Origin of the sequence: Paenarthrobacter nitroguajacolicus (genome assembly GCF_029952445.1) — a bacterium.
Classification (GTDB): Bacteria; Actinomycetota; Actinomycetes; order Actinomycetales; family Micrococcaceae; genus Arthrobacter; species Arthrobacter nitroguajacolicus_B.
In genome coordinates this window covers 46,430-71,777 of record NZ_JAQPPK010000007.1, presented here as the reverse complement: position 1 = coordinate 71,777, position 25,348 = coordinate 46,430, and the positions used below count along the sequence as shown (strand labels likewise).

The following is a 25,348-nucleotide window of genomic DNA, read 5'->3' as shown; positions in this document are numbered from 1 at the left end:
TGTTCACGTAGGAGAAGTCCTCTCAGTTCCGCGCCATGGAGAAAGAAGCTTCCCTTCATAACGCACTATAAATTTTGAGCTGCCGCCGAGCTTCGGCCGAGCTGCGGCCAGGCTGCCGCAGCTCCGAGCCGACCGTCTATTTGGAATGCCGGGAGACATCGACTATCGAAGTCGTGCTCGAAACCAACTGTTCGCCTTCGAGTACCTCCGGGTCAGCGAGAGCCACAGTGGAACGGTCGCCGCGGTTGCCGGTCTCCGGCAGCGTGAAGTAGACGACGAGGCAGAGGGCGACGACGACGATCATGTAGACGGCGACGAGCATCGGCTGCCCGGCTCCGACAAATGCGGCCGCGATCAGAGGTGCGGTTCCACCAAAGACGGCAATCACGATCTGATGCGCGAAGCCGATGCCGGATACCCGGACGGAGGCCGGGAACAGTTCGGCCTGGATGGTCGGATAGACCGACTGCCAGATGCCGAGAACTACCCACCCGGAGGCCGATACCAGAACGTATACCCAGAAGCCCGGCTGGTTGAGGAGCAGGAGCAAGGGGTAGAAGAGAACGATCATGCCGATGGCGCCGATGATGGGGAAGATTTTGCGTCGGCCGAGTCGATCAGAGAGTGCGCCGCATGTCGGCACGATAACCACCAGCAGGGCCAGCCCGATAACGCTTCCGGCGAGTGTGGACGAGAGGTCGCGGCCGCTGGTGAGTTTGGCGTACGTGGGAAGGAAGGTTGCCCAGGTGTAGTAGGCCACCGCCGGCGCGGAGAGTGCAGCTGCCTGAAGCAGGGCCTTCGGGTGTTCGCGAAGCAGGTCCATCAGACGCGCCGCAGCGGACTTCTGGTCGACAAGGGCTTCTGCTTCGAATTCGGGGGTTTCTTCAGCCCGTGCCCTGAGGATCAGGCCGACGATGCCGAGAAAGCCGCCCACAACGAAGGGGATGCGCCATCCCCATGTGGCGAGATCGGCGGTGGAGAACGATGACGTCACCATTGCTGCGGCGCCGGTAGCTGCCAGGGTTGCAAGGCCACTTGCCATGTTGGTGAAGGAACCGAACAGGCCTCGCCTGTTCGCTGGAGCGTGTTCGACCATGAACGCGATGGCACTTTGGCCCTCGCTGCCGGCCGAAATGCCCTGGATGACGCGGGCAACCAGGAAGAGGACGGGTGCCGCATAGCCGATGTTCGCAAATGATGGTGTGAGGCCGATGATGAGTGAGCCGAGCGCCATCCCTGAGACGGATAGGGTCAGGATGAGCCGCCGTCCAAAACGATCAGCCAGTGGCGAGATGATTATGCCGCTAAGAGGCCGTACAACAAACCCGACGGCATATGTCAGGAGTGCGGCGATCAGGGAGGCGAACGGGGAGTCGCTGGGGAATATTTGCGACGAGAATACCGCTGCGAGCAGCCCATAGATGTACCAGTCGTACCACTCAACGAAGTGGCCGATCGTGCCTGCAATCAGGTTCAGGGTGCGGCGCGGATGTTTGGACGTTTCGGGACGCCCCGAAGTGTCGGGACTGCCGACTGCTTCTTTTGAGGTCTTCATTGAACTCTCCATGTTTTCACGTTTAGCGCTGTGGTTATAGTGCTGGATCTGGGCACTTGGTGTGCGGGGCCGGGCCGCCTGTTGGTGCGTCCGACCGGTTGACGAAATGCCAGGGGAGGCGGCCGGTGCGGGGCGGGCGGCGCTGCTTGCCTTTAAGCGAAGAAATCTTTCCTAAACCTCCAGGTTTCCGAATGAGATCGGTTGCTGAGATCGGTTGCATTCAACGATACGGATGGAATGTGATCTTTGTCAATGTGCAGTGGCGACGCTTCGTATCGTGTCAACGCCACTCGTAGCCCGTAGCCCAGCTGAATCAATCGAGGGAAAGCGGTGCCTCGTTGTTGAAGTCCAGAAACTGCACGCCGGACCAGGCGCATTCCAGGCGGCCGTAGGTGGCCCAGTAGTCATCCCAGTGTGCGAGTTTCCAGTTGTCGCGCTCCAAGCCGCGCTGGATGAGTCGTGAACGCAGGACGTCTTGAGGCACTCGGACTCGTATCACGGTGATCTCGGGAGAGGGCCAGTGGAAGTCGTTTGCCGCTCCGGTCAGGTAGTCCGGATCGTCGAAATAGGCGCCGAAGGGGGCGTCGAGGACTACGGAGCGGCCGAGGCGCAGGTTTACTCCTGCCACATCCATGAGGGTCTCGTACTCAAGGGGCAGTAGATTGGCGCGATAGTAATCGTTTGACTCGCGGTCAGTTGGGTCATGCCCAGTGGCGGTCAGTGCGAATTCGACGAAGCGGCCGCTCACCCGGTCCTTGTCAAGGTAAGCCGCGTGGTGCTTCTCGGCCGTTTGTTGGGCAACGGTTGTTTTCCCTGAGCCGGCAGGTCCAATGACGATGAAGACTTGCGGGGTCATTATCGGCGGGCCTCTGCTACTGCGGCGAGGAAGGCTCGGGCTGCTTCCGTGACGCGGGTGAAGTCACCGTCAGGCTGCCATGCCTTGGTAACGTAGCTGCCCACGCCCACGCCGGCCACTCCGGCGGCGAACCATTCGCCCACATTTTCCAGTGTTACGCCACCTGCAGGCATGATCGGCAGATGTGCCAGGGGTGCCAGTACTGCCTTCGCATAGGTCACACCGCCGGCCTCGGTGGGGAAGAGCTTGATGATGTCGGCGCCCGCCTCTGCGGATTCCACGAATTCAGTGGGTGTGTAGGCTCCGCTGATGGTTGGCACCTGGTAGCGGTTTGCTGTACGGATCATCGCGGGGTTCAGCTGCGGGCTGACCAGGAACTCGGCGCCTGCGCGAATGCACTCGTACGCGGAGTGCTCGTCGAGAACTGTCCCTGCCCCGACGGCGACACCGTTGGGCCCATGCTTTGCTGCCAGACGCCGGATCACCTCTACGGCACCGGGAATCGACAGGGTGATCTCCAGTGCCCGGAAGCCTCCCTCGATGGCAGCTTCAGCGACCTTCTCGGCGACCTCGGCGCTCTCAAGTCGCACGATGAGGACAGCTCCCGATTCGTCGATGGTCTGCAGGGTGCGGAGTTTCTTGATCATGTTGGCCTCTCTCTGGCCGGGTGGCTTTTTTCTCCAGCCAACCCCGGCTGTATGGATGTTTCGTTGACAAACTCTCCCACCATCCATAGTGTTATTGCAACCGATCTCAGCAATCGATCTCATACAAGGGGGTATTGCGGTTGACTAATGTACGAACAATCATTCTTGGCGCTTCCCATTGGCATGTTCCGCTCTGTGCACAGGCCATGGCCGAAGAGCACGACATGATCGCAGTAGGCGACGATGATGTCTCCCGTGTGCAGGTGCAGGAACTGGCCGACGGTTGGGGAGCGCCGGTTGAAGCCGACTGGCGGAAACTGGTGGATTTGCCCGACGTGGGACTTGCCTATGTGTTTGGTCCTCACGAGGGGATGGCAGAAAAGTGCATGGCCCTGATAGAGCGTGGTATTCCATTCGTGGTGGAAAAGCCGGTGGGCACGTCCCTTGAGGATCTTTCCACCGTGCGGCGAGCCGCCGAAGCAGCGGGTGTGCCAGCAACAGTGCCCCTGGTCCAGCGTGGCGGCCCCACAGAGGCCTGGTTGGCCAAGGCCGGTAGGCCCACTTACCAGCGAGCATCCTTCATTGCTGGGCCTCCGGCCAGGTATCTCTTCAATGCCAATCCGTGGATGCTCGACCCCGTCAAGGCCGGGGGAGGGTGCCTCGCGAACCTGGGACCGCATTTTGTTGACCTGTTCCTCCGGGGATGCGGGGAGGCCGCAGCGGAGGTGGATTCACGACTCTCATCGGTTCTTCACGGCCAAGCCATCGAGGACCATGCCAGCTTGATCATCACAACTCCGGAAGGACGCGAAGCGATTGTGGAGGTGGGCTACGCTTTCCCTGGCTCGCCGTTGAAGCGGTATTGCAGCTTTACCTCGGTGGGCGAGTCCGGGTTCGCCACCGTCGATTCCGATGGCACAGCCACTTTCACGGCCCTGGACGGAACTACGGAGGTCGACAAGATCAACGTGGACAGCGACCCTCTCTACGATCCGTTTGTGCGCAATGTCGCCCGGACGCTGGAAGATGGATTCCGGGGCCTGCCTACGCTGGCCCAGCTCGAAGATGTCATGCGCCCCATTTGGCGGGCCTATGACCACCAGCACGGAGGAAGAGAACATGCCTGACTTGAGTATCGACGTCGTCGCAAAGGCGGCTGGTGTCCATCGGTCAACTGTCTCCCGGGCGTTCTCTCGCCCGGAGGCAGTGAAGAGTGAAACGCGCGAGCACATCCTCCGCGTTGCCGAGGGACTCGGCTATACGATGAGCCCGCTCGCCCAGGCGCTTCGGCGAAAGACCAGCACCATCATTCCGCTGATCGTCCCGGACATTACGAACCCGTTCTTCGCAGAACTTGCCAAGACGATGACGCAGGCAGCCGACGAGCGCGGTTACCAGCTGATGCTCTGCGTCACCAACGGTGATCCGGCCAAGACTGATGGCTATTTCACGGCCATGCAGGCGATGTACGCCCCCTTCGGTATTGTGGCGCCTTCCACAAAGGTGGATACCGAGGCCCTGAAACGCTTTGCCTTCGGCCACAAGGTGGTGGTGATCGACCGTGTGGAAGGGGATTCCTCCGTACCAACCGTGACAGTCGACAGCCGTCAAGGGATCATGCTCGCACTGGACCACCTGCACGGGCTCGGGCACACCCGGATCGGTTACGTATCCGGCATCGCGGGCACGCACACCGCCCAGGACCGGATGGACGCCTATCTTGAGCTCACGGCCCAGAGCGGCAGCACACCTATAGTGCTGGACAGCGGATCTGATCTCGATGCGGGCACACGCGGTGCAGAGCACTTCCTGGAAATGGATAACCCGCCCACGGCCATCATCGCGGCCAACGACATGGTGGCTTTTGCCGTGATCTCGGCACTGGGCAGCAGCGGCGTGCGGGTACCGGAGGATGTCTCGGTTATCGGCTTCGATGGTTTGGCTCTCGGTGCCCGGTTCAACCCGGCCTTAACAACAATCCGGCAGCCTATCGCTGACATGGGGCACATCGCCATCGAACTGGCCGAGAAGCAAAACGTTGACGGTTCCGTGGATCACATAGTCCTCGAACCTGAGCTTCTGGTCCGCCGCTCTACCTCGGGACCACGTCGGTGAGCGGGCCACAGGAGGGGACGCTGCGGCGCCTGCCAGGGCTCCAGCACACGGACCACGTCGGCCTGACAGTCCCGAACCTTGAAGAAGGCATTCGCTTCTTCGTCGAAGTCCTCGGCGCCGAGGAGCTGTATCGCTCCGAACGCGGTCCCGACGAAGAATTCATGCCCACAAACTTCGAAGTGCCGGCAGATGCAAAGCTTACGCTCGCCATGCTGCGCTTGCCGCCGAACCTCAATATCGAGCTTTTTGAGTGGAGCAGCGCTGAGCGGCGCGAAACGCCACCGCGCCACTGCGACGCCGGCGGGCACCACTTGTGCTTCGTCGTGGACGACGTCGACGAAGCCATCGCCCTGCTCCGGGAAACACCTGGAGTACGGGTGCTCGGTGAGCGCAAGGAAGTCGCCGGGGACAGCCCGCGCGTAGCCGGCAACCGCTGGACCTACTTCATCACCCCATGGGGGCTGCTCATGGAACTCGTGGATCGATCACGCGTCGCAGCCCCACCGCGACTGGTCGGTCCTCCGGACTGGACAGCGGTTCCCAACACTTCTGAAAGGACAATGAACAATGCGCCTGGCGGGTCACACATTAGGCACCCCGAACCACACGGTTCCTCAAGCACTTAGTCTCTTCCGTGCCGCAGGGCTCGATGCTGCCGAAGTCATCTACCAGGACGAGTACAAGTCCGGCTTGCCATTAGGGGACCGGCACTCCGCGATGGAAGCACTCAAAGCGGCCGAAGGCGAAGACATACCCATCGTGGGACTGACGCCCTACACCACCGCGATCAATTCACTGGATGACACTGAATGGCACAAAGCCATCGACGAATTCCGCGGAGCAATAGAGACCGCCCACCTTCTCGGCGCAGACCGGGTCCGTGTCTACGCCGGTTCCTGGCACCCTGGAGACACCGACCACGGGGCACGGTGGGGGCAGCTGCGCAAGGCGCTGGAGACCCTGGCACCCGAAGCCCAGCAGGCTGGCGTTCGGCTTTGCGTGGAGAACCACTTTGGCACCATGACACAGACCGCGGCTGAAACCGCGGCCTTGGTCCGGGAAATTGCCCAGCCGTCCGTCCGCGTGCTCTATGACCAGGCCAACTTGACCTTCACACACGACGAAAACTACGAGGAAGCCTTCGCTGTCCAGGGTGACCTGATCGGCCACGTCCATGTGAAAGACCTTGTCTTCACAAATCCCAACGCCGCCTTCCGCGCTACGGAAACCGCCCGGGTCAACGCCTCCGAACGCGCGGTCCGTTCACGCGTCGTCGGAAGCGGTGTTGTTCCATGGGCAGAGATCCTCGGTGCGTTGCTGCAGAACGGCTATGACGACGTGTTGAGCATCGAGCTTGAATACCGTTGGCACCCGCAAGACCTCCCCGCGCCCGAGGACGGATTCAAGGAATCCGCCTCCGTTCTGCGCTCAATGCTCACTGATTTGGCCAAAGTAAGGAACGCCCGATGAACACCAACCGCCTCCGCGTCGGAGTTATCGGCGCCGGCAACATCGCCACCATCGCGCAGCTGCCCACGCTCGTACAGCGGGACGACGTCGAATTGGCCGCCTTGGTGTCCCGGCGCGAAGATCCGAGCAGCCTGGTCCGGCGCTGGGGTTTCAACGCGGCGTACAAGACAGTGGAGGAGATGCTGGCCGCGCAGGAACTGGATGCAGTCTTCGTACTGACCCCGCGTTCCGAGCACGCGCACGCCGTCGAGCTTTGCCTCAAACGCGACGTGGACGTGTTCTGCGAGAAGCCGCTTGCCCCGGCGACTCAGGAGGCAGAACATCTGGCAGACCTCGCCGATGAGCGAGGACGGATCCTGATGGTTGACTTCAACCGCCGCTACGCGCCCGTCTACACGGCCGGCAGGGAAGCCTTTGGGGACAAAGGCGCCACTTTCTGCGTTGCCCAGAAGAACCGTCCTGGATCCGAATACCGTGCAACGTTCGAGAACGCCATCCATATGGTTGATCTCCTGCGTTGGTATTGCGGGGGAGAACCCGTACACGTGGCCGCCCACGCCGCTGGTGAGGATCCATGGGAAGAAGACGGACTCGCAGCGACCATCCGCTTCAGTACCGGTAACACCGGCGTCCTGATGGCAGCCCGCACAGCGGGTGCATGGAACGAGAAACTGGACGCCTACGGTGACGGGAAAACGGTCGAAGTCAGGGCACCCGAAACGGTTTCCACAACCATCAACGGCGTTACCACTTCACGGGAACTGAGCGCCGAAGCGTATGGCTGGGCTACTGCGACAGACACCCTCGGATTCTCGACCGCCGTTCACCACTTCCTGGACCGGGTGGCCGACAGGGCCCAGCCGCTGACTTCAGGCCGCGAAGCTGTCCGCACCCAACGCCTGCTGGACCAGATCCTCGCCGCAGCCGGCCTGCCCACAGAGGAGCAAACCGGGCGCGAATGGGCCAGCCACGCAGTCAACGCAAGCTGAATCCCCACGGACGTAAGGAGGTGTCACCATCGCTCTCCTTCGTTCGCGTAAGGATGCACCCAATGCCAGAGTAGCGGGGAAGCGGCCACTTCGTGGACGGTTCACCGCGCTTGCAGGTATTCTGCTGGTTGCCTTCAGCGCGCGGGAAGCGGTCTCCGCGGCGTCCCCGCTCCTGGGTCAAATAGGCGCAGACCTTCCCTTTGACGCCTTGACCACGGGAATCCTGGGGATGCTGCCGACCGCCAGCTTCGCAGTGATGGGCTTCCTTGCGCTACCGCTCGTGCGGCGTGTCCGGCTCGAATACTTGTTGCTGGTTGCGATCCTGCTGACAACGTTGGGTCAGCTCGGGCGCGCAGGGGGATGGAACGTCCAGGCATTCTTGGCGTTCACCTGTGTTGCCATGCTCGGGATTGGTCTGGTCAATGTGGTAGTACCGCCTCTCCTGATGAAGTATTTTCCCGACAGAATCGGGATTCTCGCAGCGCTCCACGTCACTCTCTTGGGTGTCAGCACGGCTGTGGCCGCCCAATTCGCTATTCCCTTGGGCACTCTTTATGGCTGGCGGTTCTCCATTGGTATTTGGGCGGCCCTCAGCGCGGTTGCCGCGCTGCCTTGGCTGACTCTTCTCGTGGCCGGACGGACCCTTGCCCCGTCCGGGACTCCAGCAGCAGACGGTAGGAGTTTGCCTTCTGCGGACGGGGTCAAACCTTGGAGATCGTCAATTGGCTGGGGCACTGCCTTGGTGTTTGCGGGTTGTTCAAGCAATACTTTTGCCGCGCTCACTTGGCTCCCGGTTGTCCTGCTCGACAGAGGAATGAGCCAGGAAACTGCTGGATCCATGTTGGCCCTCTATTCAATCCTTGCTTTGCCGGTCGCTCTGATGGTGCCCATGGTTGTTGTAAGAATGTCCCGCCCGCTACCTGTGGCCGTCCTGTTTGTCGCCGCCTTCGCCATCGGTTACGGAGGCATCATCTTCGCGCCACCAGCTTCGGCCGGGATATGGGTCGTCATTGCCGGGCTGGGGCAAGGTGCCTATTCCTTCGCGTTCACCATGATCAATAAGCGAACCCGAACGCAGTCCGGCTCAGGGAGTCTTTCCGCGTTTGCCCAAGGAACCGGCTACGCCCTCGCAAGCATCGGCCCGTTCCTATTCGCGCTCCTGCACACGCCTGGGGACGGTTGGCTGCCCTCGTTCGGCATGCTCGGTGCCTGGCTCGTGGCGCTGGTGGCGGGGGCGATCATGGTCAACAAGCCACGCATGCTTGAAGATCAAAGGCCGGTTCCGAAGCGGGCACCGAAAATACAGGTTCCATGACATCCCATTTTTAAAAATGCACCACAGTTTGGCGCCGCCGTTCCAAGCAACACGTCTTATTGATTTTCTGAACTAACTCAAAGGAGAGATTTCATGGGCACCGCTTTCATCTTCGGCCTGATTCTCGCGGGGCCGGCATCATGACGACGGCGGCACAGCCCCCGCGCGTCGCTGTGGTGGGTGCGGCCGGCTGGGCCGGATCCCGGCATGCCCGAGCGTTCGCAAAGCTGGGTGCCAGTGTCACCCACCTTGTGGAGAAAGACGAGCGGGCCGTTCAGTTGGCCCAGGAGCTGGGAGCACAGGTGGTGCCCAGCGTCCAGGAACTTCATTCCGATCACCTGGACTTGGTCGTTGTGGCGTTACCCACCACACTGCAACCGGATATCTGTGCGGATCTCCTGAACAGAGGATTCAGAGTGCTGACGGAAAAGCCTGTGGCGGCTGATGCCGATGGTGCTGCCATTATGGCTGCCGCTTCAGGAGTGAACGAACGACTCATGGTCGGATACACACTCCACCAGCATCCCGCCGTCCAGCTTCTCTCACAGTGGGTGAGGGAGAACAGAGTGATTGCCGTGACTGTTCGATCGGTTGCCCATAAGCAGAACGTCGACTCATGGCGTGCTGACCCGAAAGAGGGCGGCGTCGCGGTAGTCAATGGCATTCATGCGATCGAACTGGTCTCGTCGTGGTTCGAGGGTGATCCGGATGTCCTGGCCGCCAGCGCCAGCAGCAGCCTCTACGGGTCTCCGGTACCGGAACACGTGGTCTCCATGCTCGAATTCCCCTCTGGGGTCGTGTTCACCCTGCAGAGCTACTGGTCTCCCTGGCAGGAACCCCAAGGGCTCAACCAGGGGGATTGGAGCCTCGCCATCGATATTCTGGCCACTGGAGGCCGGATGTTGTGGTCAAACGATTCCCTCCATGTGTGGGACAGAGACGGCGGACAACACGAGAACAACTTCGAGCCCTCCGACCTGTTCCTCCGCCAAGCAGCAGCGGCACTGAGGTTCTGCATGGGCGAAACCCCTGCCGTTACATTCGCTCAGGCGCTCCGCGCCACGAAAATCGCCGATGCAGTCCGGACAGCGCGAGCCTCCGGCGCCAGGGAGGTGCCAGCCCCCTAGCATCACCGACACCCGAACAATGGACGACCTGCCGAAGGGCAATATCGAGTAAGGAAATGAACATGAGACAGGCACTTCACGCTCCGACCACAGAAGAACAGCAGTCAAGCTGCTCCAAGAGGGGAGAGAACCGATGAGCCTCAAGGACCAGGTGGTTCTGGTAACCGGATCAAGCGGAGGAATTGGTGACGCAGCAGTCACTGCACTCTTAGCGGCGGGGGCCATGGTCATCGGCGCCGACCGTTCCCCCAAAGAGAACCAGGGCCTTATGGCGTTTTACCCCCTCGACATCACCTCGGAACAACAATGCGCAACGGTGATACAGGACATTCAAGCCACATACGGCCGTATCGACGTCCTCGTGCACGCAGCCGGAGTTCTTGGCCCCACCCCGGACATCATGGAAACAACCACCGAAGAGTTCGACTCCATCCTGAGGATCAACGCCACCGCGACTTTCACCATGGTCCGGGAGACTGCGAAATCCATGCTTGAGACTGGCACGTCCGGGGCCATCGTGGTCCTGTCCTCAGTTGCGGCCAAAGAAGCACGCCTCAACTACCTGCCCTACAACGCGAGCAAGCTCGCCGTCCTCCACATCATGTGGTCTTTTGCCGAACTGCTCGGACCCAACGGCATCTCCGTGAACGCGATCGCACCAGGGCCCGTGAACACGCCCATGTGGGCGCAATTTGCCAGGGACTCCGGCCCGGACGCAGCAGCCAACCGAGCGAAGAGGGCAGCACAACTGCCGATGCGACGGTTTGCCGAACCCGACGAAGTTGCCCGGGCCATCCTGTTCCTTTCTGACCCCGACAACCGCTACATCACGGGAGTGTCCCTCGATGTGGCTGGCGGAGCACATCTGGGAATCGGAAGCTGACTAAATGCGACATCATCACACCGCCCTGCACGTGACGGATATGGAGCGCAGCGAGCAATTTTATGTCGACGGCCTCGGACTAACGCGTTTGGATGCGTGGACATCGGGACCATACATTGGCGATCTCTACGGCCGTCCCAACGTCAAGGTCAGGGCTATGCTGCTCGCTACCAGTGACGGATCCTTTCGGCTGGAACTCGCCCATGCCGAGCCGCTACTGCCGGCCGTTAACCCATCAGAGGCCCAACCGGGCACGGCTCATCTTGCCTTTACGGATATCGACGTGCGACAGGTTTACGCCAGGATGACAGCGCGTGGTTACAGCGCGGTATCCGAACCCGTGGCCCCGACTTCAGGCCCCATTGCCGGCGGTTGGTTGGTATACCTCCTCGATCCTGACGGAAATCGCGTTGAGCTGATTCAGCCGCCGGACTGGCGTCCGGCTTAAGCCGGGGGGCACAAGTCACTGCACGTTGGGGTCAGTCAGCGAGTTGGACGTCCTTGGCGCCGCAGAAGCAGGCCCCGTGAGCCGTCGGAGACGGCCACGGGGCCTGCTTCTGAGTTGTCGGACAGTGCGGTGAATGGGCGATTCAGCTACCCCTTCACGCCACCGGAGGTCATTCCGGCAACAAACCAGCGCTGGAATGCCAGGAAGATTGAGAGCACGGGTATGAAGGCAACGACGATGAATGCGGCGAAGAGCCCCCAGAAGCTACCGAAGCCGGTGGTTATGTATCGCACTATGCCGTTCTGCACGGTCTTCATGTCTTCTGTGGTGGCGAGGACGGTGCCCACCAGGAAGTCGTTCCAAACGAACACGAAGATAAAGATGGCGACAGCAGCGATACCTGGCCTGATGAGCGGGAGGATAATGCGCCACAAGATTTGCATCCTGGAGCAGCCATCGATTGCTGCCGCTTCCTCGATTTCGACGGGTATGTTCTCGATGAAATTGCGCAGAAACAGGATGGTTTGTCCGCAGATGATTGCAGTGTAGACGATGATCATCATGGGGTAGGTGTTGATCAATGCGGTTTTGACGAACATGGAGTACAAGGCGATAAAGACAACGATCGCCGGGACCATGGATAGGACGAGGATCCCTGTCATCAGTGTTTCCATGCGGCGGCTGCGGTATCTCGTGGCCACGTAGGCTGCGGGTATGCAGATGGCCAGAGCAAGGACGATGGAACCCCCGGCATAGATGAGGGAGTTTGCGAAGAAGCGGATGTTCGTCGATGTCAGAAGACCAACATAGCCTTCGGAAGAGAACGGGGCGGGTATCCATCTTGGCGGGAATTCCAGTGTGCCCGAAGCGGTCTTGAGCGACGTGGACACAATCCATGCAACGGGCGGGAGTACGACCGCGGCGGAAAGTATGATGTACGTCCAGGCCGGGACTGCCCGCAAGAAATTGCCCAGGCGTAGCTGGCGGCGCGGGGTTGTGGTGCTCACAGGCTTTCCTTCCGTCGGAAGCGAATGGCGACGAGGGTTAGGGCGATGTTGACGGCGAAAAGCAGGATTGCCGTTGCTGAGGCTCCAGAGAGATCGAATTTGTCGAACATCTGGTTGTAGACCCGCATGGACAAGGTTTCTGTTGAGCCGATGGGGCCTCCTCTTGTGGTGACCAGGATGATGGTGACCATTTGGACATAGAGCATGAGTAGGACCACCACGACGGAGACGATGGTGTTGCGTAGGTAGGGAAGGGTGATGTTCACAAGTCCGTGCCAGATGCCACCGCCGTCCACTTTCAGGCTTTCACGGAGCTCCTCCGGAATTGTTTGAAGTGCGCCCAGGAAGAGGAGCATGGCTTGCGGGTAGGACCACCATGCTGTCATCAGGGTTACTGCGACCAGCGCGCTGGTCGGTGATGAGAATACATCTGTGGGACCGAACCCGAGGGACTTAGTGATAGCTGATGCAGGACCGTAGTTGGGGTTAAGGAACCAGAGCCAGATTGTTCCTGCAGTGGCCTGTGACATCAGCCAGGGAAGGAGGAAGAGGCTCCGGACCGAGCGCTTGAAGCGGTGAAGGTTGTTGAGCACTATTGCGGAGAGCAGTCCCGCCGGCAAAGCGATAACCAAGGCACCGAGCGAGAACACCAAAGTTGTCCATATGCGGCTCGGCAGGTCGGAGTCGGAGAACAACCGGACGAAGGAATTCAGGCCGGAGAATTTGCCGATCTGGTAATAGGTCGTCTCGTGTAGGGCCGTCCACGCCGTGTAGATGAGCGGCCCCACAAAAACAAAGAGGAAGACGGCGCTGACCGGGAGGACGTAGAGCCATACCATTCGATCCCTGCGGACTCGGCGAAGAGCCTGGGTGCCTAGGGGAGGCGTTGCGGTCTTACGTGGGCTGCGTGTGGGGCTTTTGGTTGACATTATCTGTCCCTTCCGAGGGGAGCCTGATTTCCCAGGCTCCCCGGATACCGCGAGCGGCTAGTTCTTGTTGGCCGCATCCTGCGCGGAACGGATGAAGTCGTTGCCTGATGAACCGTTGAGGGTCAGCTTCTGCCCGGATTGGGAGAGGCCAGTGGCAAGCGCGGTCCATGTGTTGGAGTACGTGCGTGGTTCACTGTTGCTCTTGACGTAGGCGGCGATGTCGTTGACGGTCTTGGCCTCCGGAGTGGCGAAGAACGGTTGCTGGTAAGTGGCTGCACGGGTGGGTACCTCACCGCCGGTTGCCATCAGGGCGCCGGCTTCCGGACCGGTCATGTACTCGATGAACTTCCAGGCAGCCTCGGTGTTCTTGCTGCCATTGCCGATGCCTAAGGTCCAGCCAATGGTGGTGCCTGTCGTGTCGCCGGTACTCGCCTTCGGCAGGGCCGTCCACTTGAGGTCCTTGTTCTGCGAGCCGAAGGAAACCGCTCGTTCTGTGCCTAAGACGGCCATGGCGACAGTGCCGCTCGCCATGCCGTCAGCTACGGTGCCGTATGTGTCTGAAACGACGTTGCTACCGAGAGCCTTTGCATCCCTGAGCTTGGCCAGAAAGTTGCCAAACTCGTTGCCTTTGTCCGTTGCGAAATCCGCTTGTCCATCTTTGTTCCAGATTTCCTGGTCAACCTGTGTCATGAAGCAATTGAAGAAGGTGCTGATGATGGCCGAGTTGTCCGTGTCCGAGAAACCGGTACCGAAGCCGGTATATCCTGCGGCTGCAGCCTTCTTGGCAACTTCGACGACCTGGTCATAGGTGGTGGGAACGGTCGCACCGATCTGGTCAAGGATCTTTTGGTTGTAGTAGAGCGCGCAGGTTCGGTATTCGTACGGCACGGCAACCGGTTTGCCATCAGGACCAGCAAGAGTGTCTGTGGGACGCAGCCAGTCGGTCACCTTGGAAGCAGCATCCGGCAGTGGGGAGTAAACCCCGGCGGATGCCATCTGGGGAACGACGGGCGTGAACATCTTAAAGACGTCAGGGGCTTGACCTGCTGCCGCGGCCTGCGGCAGTCGATTCAACATGTCGCCCAGCGAAACAACCGAGAGGTTGATCTTGATATCCGGGTTGGCCGCCTCAAACTTGGCAATGTTTTCTTTTAGGGCCTTTGAACGCGGATTAGCCTGGCTGGGATCGAGGAAATCCCAGTAGTTCAGCGTCACTGGACCTTTAGGTTCCGAAGCCGAGGGTGAGCAGCCACTGAGGGCAAGGCTGGCTACGACGGCTGTAACGAGCGCCAAGGCCCATGGCTTTTTGATCATGAGTTTCTCCTGTGGACTAGGTTTGCTGATGCGGGAGCGTGCCGTGCTCAAACGACGCGTGCTAACTGCGTGGGCCCGACGGTCCGGGGAATCCGATTAATCACAGGGTCTCTCCTTTGAGATCGGTTGCATTTCTTAAGATTTAGCAGTGAGATCGGTTGCTGAGATCGGTTGCAACAAACTTAGGGCGGCAGAAAGGCTCTGTCAAGGATTCTTTAGATGTGGATTTCCGGAAGGTGTTACCTCGGAAACTCGGCCCCCAACCAACAACTGGGCAGGTGCTCGTTAAGGCTCAGCGTAGGCATCGTTCAACGTCCGCCTGCTGATGCGTCCAGGGAGTCTATCTGGCACAAAAAGGACCGGCAGGTCCCGGCTGTTGACCGGGACCTGCCTGGGTGTTGTGGATTCGTTCGGGCCAGAAGGGCTTGGCCTTGTAAGTTTACCGAGGGGGTTTTGCGATTAACACAAAGCACGAGCTTGCGTGGGGGTGCTTACAGGTTTGCGCTCTCGAGCGCATTTAGGGTCGAACCAGAATCTTAACCTCAGAGGAGCGGCCATCCCCAAGCAGGTGTTCGATGCCCTTCTCGACTACCTCGGAGAGGCTGATCGTGCTGCTGATGAGCCTCTCCGGTTTGATCCTGCCGTCGACGATAGCGTCCCGCACTGCCTCAAATTCCTGTGTGGTGTATGCGAATGAGCCCGTCAGGATCTTTTCCTTAAAGAGGAAAGGCATGACGTCCAAGGGTACGTCGTGGTGAAAGCCTGCGACGATGACTGCCCGCGCGGCCGGCGCGAGTGAGTCTACTGCGACCTGAAGGCTTGCCTTTCCGACGCCGGAAGCGTCGAATGCAGCGTCCGCCCCGCGTCCGTGTGTCACCCTCAAGACGGCTTGCGCAACATCCTCTTCACGCGGATCGATAACAAGATCCGCGCCGAGGTCCAGCGCCAACTGCTTGCGCACCTCGCTGAGCTCAGAGACGATCACCGGTCCAGCGCCTTGAGCTTTAAGGCAAAGCAGCAGACTTAGACCGATGGGTCCGGCACCGACCACAAGGGCTGTTCCGCCGTCGGGCAGTACAGCGGTATTCACTGCGTGCCAAGCGACCGCGAGTGGTTCAATCAGTGCGGCAACTTCAGGAGCGAATTCCGGCGGGAGCTTGAAAGCGTGGTCTGCTGGCACGACGAGCGATTCGCTGAAGCCGCCGCCCCAGCCGTGAATTCCGATAAAGGCGTAGTTGTCGCACATGTTGGGGTGCCCGGCCAGACAGGACGGACACGTCCCGTCGGCAAAGTTTGGTTGCACTGCGACGAGGTCCCCTATAGCCAGCGAGTCAACATCCTCTGCAACCTCGACGACGTAGCCGGCGAACTCATGACCCAGGCTATGGGGTCCCATTTCTCCCATAATCGGGTTCGCATAATCCTGGGGTACTGGTGCGTCTTGATATAAGGCCAAATCGGATCCACAGATTCCACCGAAGGCGACTTCTATCCTGACCGTACCGGGTCGGATGTCTGGCCGCTGTACGTCGTCGATCCTGGCATCACGGGGGCCATGTAAGCGTAGTGTTCGCATGAGAGTCCTTACTTGTCAGCTTGTAGGTGCGCCATTTGCTGGCTGAATGACCCGGGGCTTGTATCTGCTATGAAGAAGCACCGGCCCGGGAGGGGGTTAGGCGAACAGTGGCCGCAGGTAATCGTTGAGGAAGAGGCCGTTTGGATCCTGCTCGCGTCGTAGTGCGACGTATTCATCAAACTTTGGATAGGCGCGCTGAAGATCCTCGCGGGTCATCAAATGAAGCTTGCCCCAGTGAGCCCGAGCCTTGAACGGCATCAACGTCTCATGCACAGCGCGGAGGAACGGCCAATAGTCGGTTCCCGGCATTCCGGCTACCGAGATTGTGGCTGATTCCCGCTCATAGAACGGCGACATCCACGAGTCGTCGGCTTCTATGACCCGCATGAACATCGGGTGGTTCTGCTCCGGATGCAACTCGCTTTGGCGTTGAACAAGGGCCGTTGCTTCGAGGATGACCTCGTAAGGCACGGCATACTCGAGTTCGTAGAACAATTTGGCGCCCTCGCCGATCGGCGCCGAGAGCACTCGGTATGCGGGACCCCGCCGGGCCCCAATCCGATCGGACCAGTCGTTTTCGGGGATGGGGTCGATCTCGTTTGCCTGGAAATAGACCGTTCGGTTCGCCATGCTCTCACCGTCCGGAGAAGGAAGGCTGTACTCCTGGGCGGAGGTATCGCTCTTGAGCCACATGAGGCCGTGGTTGCGGTTCGTTGCAACCTCGTTTTCCCAAGCTTTCGCCGCGACATCCCAATGCGGGAACTGGAAGGTCTCTTCCAGGAAGAAGCGCGGAACTACTTCAAGTTCAACCTCAAGGAATACTCCCATGAGGCCAAGCCCGGTCTGTACGGCGTGGAGCCGGGGGTCATCCTCACCGATTTCGATGATTTCACCGCGGCCGTCAACCAGACGCACCCAGGTGAGCATTGAGGAGAAACCGCGAAGTCCTCGACCTGTTCCGTGCGTGGATGTATTCAGCGCTCCCGCGATCGCTTGCTCCCAGATGATGCCCTGATTGCGAAGAGACCAGCCTCGCGTCCACAACTCGGCGGCAAGATCCTTCACCGTGGTGCCCGCGAGCACTCGAACGCGCTGCTTCTCTTCGTCAATTGAGGTGATCCCGGTCAGATTGTCCAGGTGCAGCAGAACGCCCTGCGTTGTCACCAGAGGAGAGAAGGAGAGGCTGCTGCCCGCCGTGCGCAAGGTGAGGTTCTCGCGCAGTGCCACTCGCACGGCATCGGCCACTCTGGACTCGGAATCGGGGTAAAAGGTCAACGCCGGGTTCGAAGTGAAGTTCTGTGCCCAATTGGACCATGCTTGGTTTTGTTTTGGCTGGTCAGACATGATCGCCGACTCTGCCGGGTTGCTCACCATCGTCATCGTTGGAGGCTCCTATTTTGTTTGGAGGAGCCAAGTCCCAGGCTCCATATCCGAACAGCCCAAATGGACTGCATGGACAACATTGGCACGAGCCGGCAAGCGTTATGGGGTCCTATTTATCGGGCAGCAGGATGTTGGCCGCCCGTGCCTTTAATCTTTCGACCGGGTCCGGTTCCCCGTACAGGTCCCGCGCCAGCGTCATTGCTTCGTCGAGTTCGCGAAGAGCGCGTTCTGCATCCTTTGCGATGAGTGCCGCTGCTACCGCGCAATGCCGCTCGTAGATGGTCTTGTCGTCCAGTTGGAGCTGACCCGCGTTCCGGTTTCGTCGGTAGGCGGCGAAGGTAAGCGACTCCAGGACGTGGACGAACAACTCAAGTGCCGGGTTGCCGGTGAGCGCCGCGAGGATGGTGTGGAATCCCCGGAATGCCGTGTGTTTTCGTTCGAAGAATTCCTCCGGTGCATCGGCGAGCTGCCCCTCCCATTCCAGGAATTGTTCCAGGGTGCGGGCATTGTCATTGTTCATGCGGTCGATGATCAGAGGCACCATGGAAAGTTCGAGTGCCCTGCGCGCCTCGAAAGTATGGTTTGGCCGGACCCCGCGGAACCGGAGGTAGGGTACGGCAGCCTCCACCACCGAGTCGGTTGAAGGTTGGGACACCACAACTCCGCCCCCACGCCCGCGGCGCGTCTCCACCACACCCTGCTGCTCAAGCATCCTGAGAGCCTCACGCAAGACTCCCCGGCTAACAGTGAAGCGGGCCATCAAGTCCGGCTCGGTTCCCAAATGCAACCCCACCGGCCATCCCTCATTGATGATCCAATTTTGGATTCTGTCGGCTGTCATAGCGCCGGCCTTGTCGAATTCACCCGTCCCGATCATCATCGACCTCCTAAATAGGACGTTATTTACGATCAGTATCGTGCGTAGATTCAGTGAGTACAACGGCCCCAAGGGTCGTAAATAGACACCTATTTGATGGACAAGGAGGTTCCTCAATGAGCAACGAAACGAGCGACCTGAAGATCGGCGACCAGAAACGCGTGGCGACGATCGATGCGGATACGCATCCGGACGTCCCCATGCACGCGATGATCGACTACATCCCGGAGCCGTGGCGTTCAAGGTACTACACCAACCGCGCGGCAGACGTGGAGAATGCCCGTCTTTTCTACGCATCCCCGACCCCTGCACGAACCGACGCCCTGATCACGGGCATGCGTCCGGGTGAAGACAAGCAGCTCTACGCCGAACAGGTATTGCAGGAATCAAGCACTGACTACGCGATGCTCCTTCCGCTGACCAGGGCAAAGTGGTGGGATGCTGAGTGGGAAACTGCGCGCTGCACCGGCATCAACGAGTACATCGCGGCTGACTGGCTAGGGTCGGCCAACAACTCACATGGCCGGTACCGCGCCGGTATCCGCATTTCACCCGGCGACGCGGCCGGAGCAATCGCCGAGATGAACAAATGGGTCGGTCATGGGTATTTCCCCCAGGTTCAGTTCGCACCAGAAGCACTCGTGCATCCGATCGGGCACCCGCTGTACCGTCCGGTCCTGCGGGAGGCTGCCCGCCTCGGCCTGCCCATCGCCATGCACATCACGCGCGAAGGCTCGATGCAGTCGATGACCCCCGTCGGTTACAGCTCGTACCACATCGAAGTGATGGGATCGTGGTCCCATTATTACGTCAACCACCTCGCCAGCCTCATCTTCGACGGTGTCTTTGATGAACTTCCCGACCTCCGCGTGGTCTTCGTCGAGGGCGGCTTCAGCTGGCTCACACCGGCAATGTGGCGGTTCGACCGCTACTGGCAGGAACTCGGCGCCGAGGTTCCCAACGTCAAGCGCCGCCCCAGCGACTCCATCCGTCAACAGATTCGGATCACCACCCAGCCGTTCGAGGAGCCTAAGAACCCCCGCGACGTGATTAAGCTGATCGAAGCCGGCGGCCTCCAGGACATGCTGATGTTCTCGAGCGACTACCCCCACTGGGACTACGACGACCCGCGCTTTATCGCCGGACGCCTCCCGGCCAGCTGGCGGGACAAGGTGCTCTTCGAAAACGCCCGCGAACTGTACAAGCTTCCGGAGTTCCGACCAGTCGATGAACTCGACATCACCGCCGACCCCATGACGCGGTACAGCCACGGCGTGAACACAAACAAGGTCGACAGCTCGGGGCACGTGATCTCCCAGGTCAACACACTCCAGGTCATGCACGAATTTGTGGGGTCTGACTGATGTCCTCTCTTAACCCCGCAACAGTCGGCTCGCGTACTGTCGTCGCCAAGGTCGAAGACTTTCCGCCCGGGTCTATGGTCGTCGTACCAGTCGGCAAGTTCGGCGTCGGTGTCTACAACATCGACGGCAAACTATCGGCAATAGCCAATTACTGCCCTCATCGGGGTGGTCCGATGTGTGTCGGCCAGCTCACCGGTGAAACAACGGCAGGGGAGGAGCCCTACTCCTCGAACTTCTCGCGCGAGAACGAGTTCATCAAGTGCCCCTGGCACGGGTGGGAGTTCGAGCTCGAATCCGGCCAGGCCGCCGCCGCGAATGTAAAGGTCCGAAGCTACGAAGTGGTCGTCGAGGACGACTACGTGATCCTGCTTGGAGTTGCATAATGTCTGAGAACGCACCCATCATCGACACCTGCGTGACACCCTTTTGGCGCTCCGAGGTCGAGCCGCACTTGTGGATGTCCGAGCCCTGGGCAAGCAAGCGACACATGCCCGGTGTGCTCCGTCAGATGTACACCGCGCCCACTGGTATAGCGCCCTATGGGGAATACCTTGAGGAAGCACGTCCGGACGACGACGCGTCAGCGCTTCCTGGATCAAGTGTCTCAAAGATTCTAGCGAAACTGGACCGGGACAACGCGCGCGTCGGCGTGCTGTCGCCCCTTACCCGTGGTCCACAGCCGGACATCGACATGGCCACCGAACTGTGTGCCGCCACCAACCAATGGCTTGCGAATACCTGGCTGGACGCGCCCGACTCCGGTGATCGGTTTCTGGGCACCATCCGCGTGAACCCCTCAGACCCGGACAAAGCGGTCGCCGAAATCGAGAAGTGGGCAGACCACCCACACATGGTGCAGATCGGGGTCCCCCTGGACGCGTGGCGTCCCTACGGGCACCGTAACTACTTTCCGATCTGGAAGGCTGCTGCGGAACTGAAGCTTCCCGTCGTCATCCATGCCGACGGCGGGGCGGCGGCGAACTACAAGCCGACGATGGCTGGCTATCCCACCAAGCACATCGAGTACGCCTCCCAGGAAAACATCTCCGGTCTGTACCACCTGGCCAGCTTCATCCTGGAAGGAGTCGTTGACCGCCTCCCTGACCTCCGCGTCGTCTTCGGTGACGGTGCATTCGACCTGCTCATGCCGTTCCTGTGGCGGATGGACGGGGACTGGGGGATCTCCCGGCATGAAACCCCCTGGGTCAGTGACACGCCGTCCGAGCATCTGGACCATTTCCGATTCCGCACCAGCCGTTTCGAAGCCCCAACAGACCAGGCATCGGAGAAGGCCTGGCTGGAAGTCAGCCGGGCTGAGGAGCTCCTGATTTACGGCAGCAACTATCCGCACTGGTCCTCAATGAGCCCGGCAGATCTGCCAAGCGGGCTCTCCAGCGAGGGTCGGGAGCGGATCTTGTCCCGGAACGCGGCCGATCTTTACGAGCCCCGGCTCCGTGCGCTCGGGAACACTGCAGCCTTGAACGCCATCGGCGTACAGGCCGTCACGGGAAACCAGCCATGAGTATTTCCACTACTAACCCGGTAACTTCAGTCGAAACCGAGATCGATGCCACGATCGTCATGAAAAGGGTTGCCGCCGATGGCGTCGCCGAAATCAGGTTGTCGGCAACGGATGGCTCGGCACTTCCCGAGTGGGCTCCCGGTGCCCACGTCGATTTCATTCTTGGATCCGGATTAGTACGGCAATACTCGCTGGCAGGCGACCCCGGCGACCGTAGCCATTACCGGTTTGGCGTCCTGCTGGACCCGAACAGCCGCGGAGGCTCCATAGAGGTCCATGAAACACTATCGGCGGGTGAAGAGATACGAATCCGCGGGCCCAGGAACAACTTCACCTTCCGTAACGCGGAGACTTATGTGTTCGTAGCCGGCGGCATCGGCATCACGCCCCTACTGCCGATGATCCGCTCGGCCGTAGCCAACCATGCCAACTGGTCACTCTGGTACGGGGGCCGCACGCGCTCATCAATGGCGTTCCTTGAGGAGCTGCTGGCATTTGGAGAGAGGGTAAACGTCTATCCCGAGGACGAGAGAGGATTCATTCCGCTTAAGGAGGTCATAGCGGAGAGCGGTGACGCCCTCGTCTATACTTGCGGCCCTGAGCCCCTGTTGAACGCCGTTGGGGGAGCGTTCGAAGCGGTGGGCAAGCCAACCCGGGACCTGCACCTGGAGCGCTTCGTTGCCCGTGACGTCCGTGACATCACGCCAACGGGAGCATTCGAAATCGAGCTGGTCGAGAGCGAGTTGGTACTCACTGTGCCGGAGGACCAGTCGATCGTTGAGGTCGCCCGTGAGGCCGGCGTGCTGGTCTTCACCTCCTGCGAGGAGGGCATGTGTGGCACTTGCGAAACTCGCGTAGTCAGTGGCACTCCGGTGCATCTGGACTCGGCCAAGGCTCCCGAGCAGCACGATGAGGACGGCACTATGGCCATCTGCGTATCCCGATGTGCATCAGGTCGGCTGGTCCTCGACCTCTGAAGATCCCCGGGAAAGGTGAAGGGCCAAGCTCGGTCCTTCACCTTTCACGGGCACCCTTCCCCTACATGGGCACCAGCCCATGTCCACATGGTTTCCCCGACAAAGGAGTCAAGCAATGAGTGAAACCCGTGTATGGACACAAGTCAGCTCACCGGTGCTGATCGGTCTACTGATGCTGGCGGAGATGAATCACGCATTCGAGCAGAACATGATTCAGCTTGCCCTGCCGCACCTCTATGCCGACTTTGGTGATCCTGTCACCGTTGGATGGTCAATAACTGGATACGCTTTGGTCGCGGCGGCCACGGCTGCAACCGCAGGCAGGCTCGGAGACGTCCTGGGGCGTAAGCGTGTGCTGATCGCCGCTTTGCTTCTGGGCACTGCCGGATCAATGGTTGCTCTCCTTTGGCCCACGCTTCCGGGCATTATCCTTGGCCGGGCAATCCAAGGAACCACCGGTGCGATCCTTGGGCTCGCGTTTGGAATCGCCAGGGAGAGGGTCGGTGAGCGTAATTTGGCCATGGTGCTGTCGCTGCTCTCGGGAACGGCCCTCATCGGCGGCCCGATAGGCCAATTCGTTGCCGGTCTCCTCATTGACGGCGTCGGTTGGCATGCTATTTTCGCCTTCAGCGCGGGACTCGCCGCACTGACCGTGGTCCTGGTTTGGGTTCTGCTCCCCGGCAGCCCGGCTACAGGCAAACTCCGCGACGTCGACTTGGGAAGCGGATTGATCTTTGCCGCCGCCGTGGCAGCCATTCTCCTAGGCATCACCCTTATCGGTAAAACCAACGGGGCAGTAGCAATCGCGCTCATCACCGCTGGCGCCGTTGCGCTTGCCGCATTCGTCATTCTCTCGGTTCGAAGCCCGCACCCAGCCGTCGATTTCCGTACATTCAAGGACGGCCGGGTAGCGGTCGCTCACGCCATGATGTTTGTGATGGCTTTTGGGGTGCTGGCTTTCTGGCTTGTTCTCGCTGTTGCCCTGCAATCACCACAAGCGACTGGTCTAGGTCTTGGCCTCGGGGCGGCCTCAACGGGCGCAGTTATGGGTATCGCCAGCATTATCGGCGGTGCTATTGCCAGCCCACTTTCCTCAGTTCTCACACGCAAGTTCGGTGTCCCCGCGGCCCTGGGCGCAGGGAGTGCCTTCGTCCTGGCAGGGGCGCTGATACTGTTGTTGTCGCCCGTGGTCTCACCGTTCTTGCTGGCCGTCGGAGGTGGTATCGCGATCATCGGATCAGGGTTCCTCTATGCCGCAATCCCGATCCTGCTGATGACCGGTGTGCCGGTTGAACGCACGAGCGAAGCCGGAAACGTCAATCAGGTGATGAAGTCCGTCGGACTGGCCGCCGGGCCGCTCATGTTCTCAGCAATCCTTGCCTCTCAGACTTTGACGCTTGGGGACAAAACTCTTGCTGCACCAGGAGCGTATGTCACCGGTTTCACTGTCCTCGCTGGAGCAGGCGTTATCCTGCTGGTTCTTTCAGGAATTGCAGCTTTCGTGGTGAGGCAAAACAGGACAGCATCTACATCTACCGCCACCTTTGATTCTCCGGACCCCAGCCCAGAAGCCGATTATGTTCACTGACCCCTTGCCGGGCCCTACTACCGGCTTCTGGATCGCCAACGACGACATCGGGGTACTCAGGGCGATCGAAGGCAGCACGGCAGACTTCGTCGGAATCGACTGCCAACATGGCATCGGGGACCACATTCTGCGCCGAATGCTCGAAATACGTAGCAGCGTCCCGCGCTACGTTCGTGTAGCCGACTCAAGCGCACAGAAGATCGGATACGCTCTCGATCTCGGTGCGGACGGCATCATCGTTCCCATGGTGAACTCGGTAGAGCAGGCAAAGATGGTCACTCGAGCGGCTCACTACCCGCCACGGGGAGACCGGAGTTACGGGCCGGTTTCCCCGTGGCTCAGCCGCGACGTCGCCGAGCTCGACTCACGAGTGACCATCCTGGTCATGATCGAAACCGAATGCGGGCTACGTAACGCTGAAGCCATCCTCAACGTCGACGGCATCGACGGCTGCTATGTAGGACCAGCTGACCTCGGTATCTCCCTGGGACACGGGGCAAACCAGTTCCCACCTTCCGAGCCGATGCGCACCGCCCTCTCTCGCATCGCCGATGCCGCACAACGTACAAGGAAAGTTGCGGGCCTCCATGCAGGGGACGCAGCTCTTGCCGGCACTTTCCGTGAACTTGGATTCACCATGCTCACACTTGCAAACGGCGAACGCCTTGTTTCATCGGGAATCGAGCAACAGTTGAAGGCCTCGGGCGCCGAAGCTCACTCCGCGACAACAAACTCACCATACTGATGAAGAAAGATCTGCCATGTCCCTAACCACCCAAAAATCTGACGTCCAGGCTGTGCTCCAACGGTTCGAGCGATTCTGGGAAACGCTGCAATGGGACGCGCTGGCGGGTCTGTGGGCGCATTCGGCGGATGCCACCTACATGGCGCCGGAACTGGACGACATCCTCTCAGGATGGAGTGCCATCGCCGGTCACCTGGCGCGCACACGTTCCAGGATCGTCGACGCTTCCGCCGCCATCCCAAGGGCCTGGATCCGTGAAATTGCACCGGAAACAATACTCGCCATCTTCGTAGTGAAATGGCGCATTCGCAGCGTCGAGTCCGACGAGCCTCGAGTCGCCGCTGCGCGCGTCACTGCAGTGCTCCAGCTTGAGGACGATAACGAGTGGAGGTTTATCCACTATATGGAGGAGTCATACTACCTCCCGGAGGGTGCCGAGCCGCCTAATCTCCTCGCCGATCTCGAGGCTCCTTTTACCACCCAAGGCTAAATAGAAGTGTCGCTAAACCCATTAGGGGCCCGTACCGTTTGGCGGTGCGGGCCCCTTCTGGTCCTGCGGGTTCCGTTCCCGGAACACCCCTGCTTCCGCCGGTTGGTCGAGGGGTATGCCCGCTGCCTTTAGGCAGAGTTCCATCGTCAAGGACCAACAAAATCGCTGGGA

The 25,348-nt window shown here is 60.2% G+C and carries 25 protein-coding genes; 16 read left to right on the top strand and 9 right to left on the bottom strand.

Features of this window, described 5'->3' with window-relative positions; translation table 11 throughout:
• Nucleotides 1-136 precede the first annotated feature (136 nt).
• The 3 genes from PJL15_RS06555 to PJL15_RS06545 form a co-directional block, all read right to left on the bottom strand.
• Complete coding sequence (locus PJL15_RS06555) at nt 137-1,555, bottom strand: MFS transporter (protein WP_281450386.1); 1,419 nt, start codon at nt 1,553-1,555, stop codon at nt 137-139.
• A 313-nt stretch (nt 1,556-1,868) separates the two neighbouring features.
• On the bottom strand, nt 1,869-2,411 hold the full coding sequence (locus tag PJL15_RS06550; protein WP_281450385.1) for an AAA family ATPase: 543 nt from the start codon (nt 2,409-2,411) through the stop codon (nt 1,869-1,871).
• Complete coding sequence (locus tag PJL15_RS06545; protein WP_281450384.1) at nt 2,411-3,058, bottom strand: bifunctional 4-hydroxy-2-oxoglutarate aldolase/2-dehydro-3-deoxy-phosphogluconate aldolase; 648 nt, start codon at nt 3,056-3,058, stop codon at nt 2,411-2,413. The genes PJL15_RS06550 and PJL15_RS06545 overlap by 1 nt, the downstream gene beginning before the upstream one ends.
• 140 nt (nt 3,059-3,198) lie before the next feature.
• Between PJL15_RS06545 and PJL15_RS06540 the strand changes: the two genes are divergently transcribed.
• The 9 genes from PJL15_RS06540 (at nt 3,199) to PJL15_RS06500 (ending at nt 11,405) form a co-directional block, all read left to right on the top strand.
• Nucleotides 3,199-4,185 (top strand): Gfo/Idh/MocA family protein, encoded by a 987-nt coding sequence (locus tag PJL15_RS06540; RefSeq protein ID WP_281450383.1) that lies wholly within the window; start codon nt 3,199-3,201, stop codon nt 4,183-4,185.
• Nucleotides 4,178-5,173, top strand: a complete 996-nt coding sequence (locus tag PJL15_RS06535; RefSeq protein ID WP_281450382.1) for a LacI family DNA-binding transcriptional regulator — start codon at nt 4,178-4,180, stop codon at nt 5,171-5,173. Before PJL15_RS06540 ends, PJL15_RS06535 begins: the two co-directional genes overlap by 8 nt.
• Nucleotides 5,170-5,799: a VOC family protein gene (locus PJL15_RS06530; protein WP_281450381.1), complete on the top strand. Its 630-nt coding sequence runs from the start codon at nt 5,170-5,172 to the stop codon at nt 5,797-5,799. The genes PJL15_RS06535 and PJL15_RS06530 overlap by 4 nt, the downstream gene beginning before the upstream one ends.
• A complete protein-coding gene (locus PJL15_RS06525; protein ID WP_281450380.1) occupies nt 5,741-6,643 on the top strand; it encodes a sugar phosphate isomerase/epimerase family protein in 903 nt (300 codons plus the stop codon). Before PJL15_RS06530 ends, PJL15_RS06525 begins: the two co-directional genes overlap by 59 nt.
• Nucleotides 6,640-7,632 (top strand): Gfo/Idh/MocA family protein, encoded by a 993-nt coding sequence (locus PJL15_RS06520; RefSeq protein WP_281450379.1) that lies wholly within the window; start codon nt 6,640-6,642, stop codon nt 7,630-7,632. The genes PJL15_RS06525 and PJL15_RS06520 overlap by 4 nt, the downstream gene beginning before the upstream one ends.
• Nucleotides 7,633-7,660: 28 nt before the next feature.
• Entirely contained in the window at nt 7,661-8,947 is a 1,287-nt protein-coding gene (locus tag PJL15_RS06515) for an MFS transporter (RefSeq protein WP_281450471.1), read from the top strand.
• Between the two features lie 140 nt (nt 8,948-9,087).
• Nucleotides 9,088-10,074, top strand: coding sequence for a Gfo/Idh/MocA family protein (locus tag PJL15_RS06510; RefSeq protein WP_281450378.1), 987 nt, complete (start codon nt 9,088-9,090; stop codon nt 10,072-10,074).
• A 133-nt stretch (nt 10,075-10,207) separates the two neighbouring features.
• Nucleotides 10,208-10,957, top strand: a complete 750-nt coding sequence (locus tag PJL15_RS06505; RefSeq protein WP_281450377.1) for an SDR family NAD(P)-dependent oxidoreductase — start codon at nt 10,208-10,210, stop codon at nt 10,955-10,957.
• 4 nt (nt 10,958-10,961) lie between these two features.
• Nucleotides 10,962-11,405, top strand: a complete 444-nt coding sequence (locus tag PJL15_RS06500; protein WP_281450376.1) for a VOC family protein — start codon at nt 10,962-10,964, stop codon at nt 11,403-11,405.
• Nucleotides 11,406-11,551: 146 nt separating this feature from the next.
• On the opposite strand, the gene PJL15_RS06495 is transcribed toward PJL15_RS06500, so the two are convergent.
• From PJL15_RS06495 to PJL15_RS06470, 6 genes are all read right to left on the bottom strand, one after another.
• Nucleotides 11,552-12,412 (bottom strand): carbohydrate ABC transporter permease, encoded by an 861-nt coding sequence (locus PJL15_RS06495; RefSeq protein ID WP_281450375.1) that lies wholly within the window; start codon nt 12,410-12,412, stop codon nt 11,552-11,554.
• The gene (locus PJL15_RS06490; protein ID WP_281450374.1) at nt 12,409-13,341 is read right to left on the bottom strand and encodes a carbohydrate ABC transporter permease; all 933 of its coding nucleotides are present in this window, start codon (nt 13,339-13,341) and stop codon (nt 12,409-12,411) included. The genes PJL15_RS06495 and PJL15_RS06490 overlap by 4 nt, the downstream gene beginning before the upstream one ends.
• Before the next feature lie 57 nt (nt 13,342-13,398).
• Nucleotides 13,399-14,655 (bottom strand): ABC transporter substrate-binding protein, encoded by a 1,257-nt coding sequence (locus tag PJL15_RS06485; RefSeq protein WP_281450373.1) that lies wholly within the window; start codon nt 14,653-14,655, stop codon nt 13,399-13,401.
• 517 nt (nt 14,656-15,172) lie between these two features.
• Nucleotides 15,173-16,231: a 2,3-butanediol dehydrogenase gene (locus PJL15_RS06480; protein ID WP_281450372.1), complete on the bottom strand. Its 1,059-nt coding sequence runs from the start codon at nt 16,229-16,231 to the stop codon at nt 15,173-15,175.
• 96 nt (nt 16,232-16,327) lie between these two features.
• Nucleotides 16,328-17,611 carry a D-arabinono-1,4-lactone oxidase gene (locus tag PJL15_RS06475; protein ID WP_281450371.1) on the bottom strand — a complete coding sequence of 428 codons (1,284 nt, stop codon included), beginning with the start codon at nt 17,609-17,611 and terminating at the stop codon, nt 16,328-16,330.
• Between the two features lie 112 nt (nt 17,612-17,723).
• The gene (locus PJL15_RS06470) at nt 17,724-18,494 is read right to left on the bottom strand and encodes a FadR/GntR family transcriptional regulator (RefSeq protein ID WP_281450370.1); all 771 of its coding nucleotides are present in this window, start codon (nt 18,492-18,494) and stop codon (nt 17,724-17,726) included.
• A gap of 113 nt (nt 18,495-18,607) precedes the next feature.
• Between PJL15_RS06470 and PJL15_RS06465 the strand changes: the two genes are divergently transcribed.
• The 7 genes from PJL15_RS06465 (at nt 18,608) to PJL15_RS06435 (ending at nt 25,177) form a co-directional block, all read left to right on the top strand.
• Entirely contained in the window at nt 18,608-19,855 is a 1,248-nt protein-coding gene (locus PJL15_RS06465) for an amidohydrolase family protein (protein WP_281450369.1), read from the top strand.
• On the top strand, nt 19,855-20,238 hold the full coding sequence (locus tag PJL15_RS06460; protein ID WP_281450368.1) for a Rieske (2Fe-2S) protein: 384 nt from the start codon (nt 19,855-19,857) through the stop codon (nt 20,236-20,238). The genes PJL15_RS06465 and PJL15_RS06460 overlap by 1 nt, the downstream gene beginning before the upstream one ends.
• Nucleotides 20,238-21,377: an amidohydrolase family protein gene (locus PJL15_RS06455; RefSeq protein ID WP_281450367.1), complete on the top strand. Its 1,140-nt coding sequence runs from the start codon at nt 20,238-20,240 to the stop codon at nt 21,375-21,377. The genes PJL15_RS06460 and PJL15_RS06455 overlap by 1 nt, the downstream gene beginning before the upstream one ends.
• Nucleotides 21,374-22,354: a PDR/VanB family oxidoreductase gene (locus PJL15_RS06450; protein WP_281450366.1), complete on the top strand. Its 981-nt coding sequence runs from the start codon at nt 21,374-21,376 to the stop codon at nt 22,352-22,354. Before PJL15_RS06455 ends, PJL15_RS06450 begins: the two co-directional genes overlap by 4 nt.
• 115 nt (nt 22,355-22,469) lie before the next feature.
• Entirely contained in the window at nt 22,470-23,942 is a 1,473-nt protein-coding gene (locus PJL15_RS06445; protein WP_281450365.1) for an MFS transporter, read from the top strand.
• Complete coding sequence (locus tag PJL15_RS06440; protein WP_281450364.1) at nt 23,932-24,687, top strand: HpcH/HpaI aldolase family protein; 756 nt, start codon at nt 23,932-23,934, stop codon at nt 24,685-24,687. Before PJL15_RS06445 ends, PJL15_RS06440 begins: the two co-directional genes overlap by 11 nt.
• Before the next feature lie 16 nt (nt 24,688-24,703).
• Complete coding sequence (locus PJL15_RS06435) at nt 24,704-25,177, top strand: YybH family protein (protein ID WP_281450363.1); 474 nt, start codon at nt 24,704-24,706, stop codon at nt 25,175-25,177.
• Nucleotides 25,178-25,348: the final 171 nt, after the last annotated feature.